We start from the raw sequence: 4,348 nt of genomic DNA, 5'->3' as shown, positions 1-4,348 counted from the left end.
TACATCCTCACTGTCAGGCGCCGGCGACGGCCGGCCCGGCGTCCGGCCCCGACGAGGCCTCGCCGGCCCGGAGGACAGCCTCCTCCGGGCCGGCGTCGCCCGCGTACTGCTCGGCGGTCTCGGCCAGGACGCCGAGCCGCTCGATCATCTCCACCGCCGCGTCGACGATGGATTCGGCCTCGCGTCGGGTGCGGCTGGCCATGACCTCGCGGCCCGCCTCGCCGATGACGGTGGTCAGCACCGAGACGGTGACGCGGCCGATCGCGTCGTCGGGCGCCTGGAGCAGCAGGGAGTTCTGCCGCAGCCACTGGTGCCCCCGGGTGCGCCGCATGAGCTCGAAGCCCGGCGGCCCGTCCTTGTCGACGAACAGGCTGCCGAGGGCCCGGCCCTCCCAGGAGCCGCGGAGGAAGCCGCGGGCGCCGGCGACGAACAGCGCCAGCGGCCGCTCCTCCCCCGCCCGGCGGGCGGCGGCGACCCCCTCGGCCGCGCGCTGCTCCTGGCTGCTCTGCCAGTCCTCCCAGAGCGCGAGGAACAGCTCGCTCTTGCCGCCGAAGTGGTGGTAGAGGCTGCCCACGCTGGACCCGGCGCGCTCGACGACGTCGGCCACGCTGGACTCGGCGAACCCGCGCTCGGCGAACACCTCGCGGGCGGCGTCGAGCAGCACCCGGCGGGTCTCGCCGGTGCGGCTCCACTTCCAGGCGCTGCGCCCGGGGGCGGCGCCGGCCTCGCGTGGCATCTGGGCTCCTCCCTCCGTGTCGATCATCGTCGTCCGGCGTCCCCGACCGGTAGGGCGGGCCACCATCCGACGATGATCGACACGCCCGGGGTCAGCGCGGCGAGTTCCCCAGCACGAGGGTCGCGCCCGCCATGAACATGCCGCCGTTGCCGAGGACGACGCTGCGCTCCACGCCCTCGACCTGGGCGGCCGCCTCGCCCCGCACCTGGCGCACGGCCTCCTGGATGGCGAACATGCCGTACATCCCGGTGTGGGTGTAGGACATCCCGCCGCCGTTGGTGTTCAGCGGCAGCCGGCCGCCCGGCGACGTGTGTCCCTCGGCGACGAACGCGCCGGCCTCGCCGCGGCCGACGAAGCCGGCGTCCTCGAGGCCGTAGAGCGGCACGTGCGCGAAGGCGTCGTAGATCATCAGGTGGTCGACGTCGGCGTGGCTGATGCCGGCCTCGGCGAACGCCGCCGCGCTCGAGCGCTTGAAGGCACCGAACGAGGTGAGGTCGGGCATCTGGCTGATCATCGGCGAGTCGGCCGCCTCACCGGCGCCCAGCAGGTGCACGAGGGGCTTGTCGTACCCGCGGGCCTCCGCCTTCTCGCGGGTGGTGACCACGAGCGCGCCACCGCCGTCGGTGACCAGGCAGCACATGAGCAGGGTGAACGGCCAGGCGATCATCTTCGAGGCCAGGACGTCGTCCACGGTGACCAGGTCCTGCATGAGCGCCCGCGGGTTCTGGTTCGCCCACCGGCGCTGGGCGACGGCGACCTCCGCCAGCTGCTCGAGCGTCGTGCCGGTCTCGTGCATGAACCGCAGCGCCGAGAGCGTGAACGACGTCGGCGGTCCGAAGACGCCGTAGGGCGCCTCGAACTGTCCCTGCAGCGACTGCGGGCTGCGGCCCCAGGCGGGGGCGTCCACCCGCGACCGGCCGGACTCGCCGTGCGTGATGAGAACCGTCTCGGCCAGGCCGGCGCGGATGGCGCCGGCGGCGTGCCGGACGTGGAACAGGAACGACGTGCCGCCCACGCCGGTGCCGTCGAGCCACCCGGCCTCGATGCCGAGGGCGTGCCCGATGGCGACCGGGCCCGGCGTCTGCACGGTGGCGATGCCGTCGATGTCGGCCGGCGTCATGCCGGCGTCGGCGAGCGCGTTGCGGGCGCCCTCGAGGTGCAGGCTCAGCGTCGACAGGTGGGGCAGCTTGCCGAGCTGGTCGGTCTCGGCGGCCCCGATGATGACGATGTCGTCCTTGGCGCTCATGCGGCACTCCCGGCAGGTGCGAACAGCGGCAGGTGGACGTCGCCGCGCGGCTCGAAGACCACGCGCAGCGGCATGTCCAGGGGCAGCTTCTCCGGGTCGGGCTCGACCTCCACGAGGTTGGTCATCATGCGCACGCCCTCGGGCAGCTCCACGATCGCGATCACGTAGGGCGTCTCCCCGGCGAAGCCGGGCGCGGGGCGGTGGCTGATGACGTAGGAGTGCAGCGTCGCGGTGCCGTCGCTGGTGACCCACTCGAGGTCGGTCGAGTGGCAGTGCGGGCACGCCGGCCGCGGGTAGAACACGTGCTCGCCGCAGGAGGTGCACCGCTGGATGCGCAGCTCGCCGGCGGCGCAGCCGTCCCAGAACGGCTGGGTCTCCGGGGTCGGTACGGGTGCGGGCTTCGGGGGTGACGTCACCGGCGGGGCTCTCCTCGGGTCGGAAGGGGGTCGGGATCGGTCCGGACGTGCGCGAGCACGGCGTCCACGGAGACGCGCGCGGCGTCCCGCAGGTCCGGGTGGAGGTCGGGGTAGAGGTGGTCGACCAGCGCCTCGCGGTCGTCGATCCCCGCGGCCAGCGCCCCGACCACCTGGTCGATGCGGCGCAGCCGCGCCTGGCGCCGGCGCTCGATCTGGGCGAGCGGATCCGGCAGCGCCGGCCCGTGCCCGGGCAGGATCGTCGACCCGGGGGCGGCGAGGACCTCGCTGAGCCGGTCGAGGCTGTCGAAGAACTGGCCGAGCCGGCCGGGCTTGACGATGGGTGACCCGCCGCCGAGCACGGTGTCGCCGGTCAGCACGCTGTTCTCGGCCGGGAGCCGGAAGCACACCGAGTCACCGGTGTGCCCCGGCGTGTAGAGGACGCGGACTGTCAGCGCGCCCACGCGGATCTCGTCGTCGTCCTGCAACGGCTCGGCGGTGAGTCGGGGGTGAGCCGCCCGGAGGGCTGCGCCGGTCACCTCGGCCAGCCGCGGAGCCAGCTCGGCGTGGTCGGAGTGGGCGTGGGTGACCAGCACGGCGGTGATCGCGCGGTCGCCGGCCGCGGCCAGGATCGCGGCGAGGTGCGCGTCGTCGTCGGGACCGGGGTCGACCACCGCGCACTGCGCGTCGCCGGGTTCGGCGAGCAGCCAGGTGTTGGTGCCCTCGAAGGTCCACGCGTTGGCGTTGGGGGCCAGCACGAGGGTGGCGCGCGCGGTCATGGGCAGGGGCTCACCAGGGCTCGGGGGTGCGGAGTCCCGGGTCCACACGACGAGCGCCTCCTACTAGATCGCGGTTCTAGAATTCGAGACACCCTAGACCATGGGCGCCGGCACCCCCGGGCGCTCCCCCGGACCCCGGTGGGCGCCCGCGGTCCGCGGTTCGGCCGCCGCTCCGGAGGCCAGGAGCACCCCGGCGGCCACGGCGAAGGCACCCGGCATCCCCACCCAGCCGGCGAGCGAGCCGAGCAGCACCGAGCCGGCCGCCTGGCCGACGGTGAACCCGATGAACAGGGTGGCGGCCGCCGCCGGGGCCGAGTCCGGCTCCCGGTGCGCACCCCACGCGATCAGCACCCCGCTGAGCGCCACGAACGCGGCGCCGAAGCAGGCCAGCCCCACCGCCGCGACCCGCGCGTCGTCCGGGGCCACCGCCAGACCGGCCGTACCGGCGGCCGCGACGACGACGGTGGCACCCCACGCGGCGCGCAGCCCGATCCGGCCGACCAGCACGCCGCTGATGCCGCCGAGGAGCCCGGCGCCACCGAGCACGCACCACAGCAGCCCGGTGACGCGGGTCGGCACCCCGCCCTCGACGGCCAGCAGGTCGCGGCCGAAGGTCCACACACCGGCGCAGCCGGCGCCCGCCACCACCGCGGCGACCAGGGGCCGGCACAGGGCGCGGAGCCGCCGAGGGCCGACGGGTCGGCCGAGCGCGAGCGGCGCGGCCGACGGCCACCGGGCGCTCCGATCGGCCCACCACATGGTCAGCAGCGCCGCCAGGGCGAACCCCGCCCAGCACCACCGCCAGGCCTCCGGGACGGTCAGGACGAGCAGCCCCCCGACCACCACGCCCGCTCCGGTGCCGCTGTTGACCACGCCCTGCGCGCGGCTCGTCCGGCGCCGGGACGGACCCGCGGACGGCGGCGACGAGGGCGGGGGTCGCCGCTCCGGCGCCGCTGCCCGCGACCAGGACGCCGGCGGCGAGGACGGGGCCGCCCCACGCGGCCGCGACCAGCAGGCAGCCCAGCGCCGCGCTCCCCCCGGCGGCCCACAGCACGGCGCGCGCGGAACCCCGCCCCACCAGCCGCCCGCCCAGCAGGGCCGCCAGGCAGTAGCCGGCGTAGCTGCCCGCGGCGACCACGCCCGCGACGCCCGCGGACAGCCCGAACGCGGCCCG

Annotated in this window: 6 protein-coding genes; 1 reads left to right on the top strand and 5 read right to left on the bottom strand. The window is 75.8% G+C overall.

Going from position 1 to position 4,348, the window contains the following annotated elements:
* Nucleotides 1-13: 13 nt before the first annotated feature.
* The 5 genes from A6V29_RS00955 to A6V29_RS00935 form a co-directional block, all read right to left on the bottom strand.
* A complete protein-coding gene (locus A6V29_RS00955) occupies nt 14-736 on the bottom strand; it encodes a TetR/AcrR family transcriptional regulator (protein ID WP_137158543.1) in 723 nt (240 codons plus the stop codon).
* A gap of 91 nt (nt 737-827) precedes the next feature.
* Nucleotides 828-1,982: a thiolase C-terminal domain-containing protein gene (locus A6V29_RS00950; protein ID WP_137158542.1), complete on the bottom strand. Its 1,155-nt coding sequence runs from the start codon at nt 1,980-1,982 to the stop codon at nt 828-830.
* A complete protein-coding gene (locus tag A6V29_RS00945; RefSeq protein WP_137158541.1) occupies nt 1,979-2,398 on the bottom strand; it encodes a Zn-ribbon domain-containing OB-fold protein in 420 nt (139 codons plus the stop codon). The genes A6V29_RS00950 and A6V29_RS00945 overlap by 4 nt, the downstream gene beginning before the upstream one ends.
* Nucleotides 2,395-3,174 carry an MBL fold metallo-hydrolase gene (locus tag A6V29_RS00940; protein ID WP_137158540.1) on the bottom strand — a complete coding sequence of 260 codons (780 nt, stop codon included), beginning with the start codon at nt 3,172-3,174 and terminating at the stop codon, nt 2,395-2,397. Before A6V29_RS00940 ends, A6V29_RS00945 begins: the two co-directional genes overlap by 4 nt.
* A 93-nt stretch (nt 3,175-3,267) precedes the next feature.
* Complete coding sequence (locus A6V29_RS00935; RefSeq protein WP_249932904.1) at nt 3,268-4,020, bottom strand: MFS transporter; 753 nt, start codon at nt 4,018-4,020, stop codon at nt 3,268-3,270.
* Nucleotides 4,021-4,039: 19 nt separating this feature from the next.
* Between A6V29_RS00935 and A6V29_RS21410 the strand changes: the two genes are divergently transcribed.
* Nucleotides 4,040-4,348: hypothetical protein (locus tag A6V29_RS21410; protein ID WP_249932903.1), on the top strand; the 309-nt coding region annotated here is incomplete at its 3' end.

The sequence above is a fragment of the Blastococcus sp. CCUG 61487 genome (assembly GCF_005222955.1).
Lineage (GTDB): Bacteria > Actinomycetota > Actinomycetes > Mycobacteriales > Geodermatophilaceae > Blastococcus.
The sequence above is the reverse complement of the archived record's forward strand: the minus strand, read 5'-3'. Positions and strand labels throughout refer to the sequence as shown.

Coding starts and splice junctions, on each gene's coding strand:
- A6V29_RS00940 (WP_137158540.1), bottom strand. CDS start 3,174: ATGACCGCGCGCGCCACCCTCGTGCTGGCCCCCAACGCCAACGCGTGG.
- A6V29_RS00955 (WP_137158543.1), bottom strand. CDS start 736: ATGCCACGCGAGGCCGGCGCCGCCCCCGGGCGCAGCGCCTGGAAGTGG.
- A6V29_RS00950 (WP_137158542.1), bottom strand. CDS start 1,982: ATGAGCGCCAAGGACGACATCGTCATCATCGGGGCCGCCGAGACCGAC.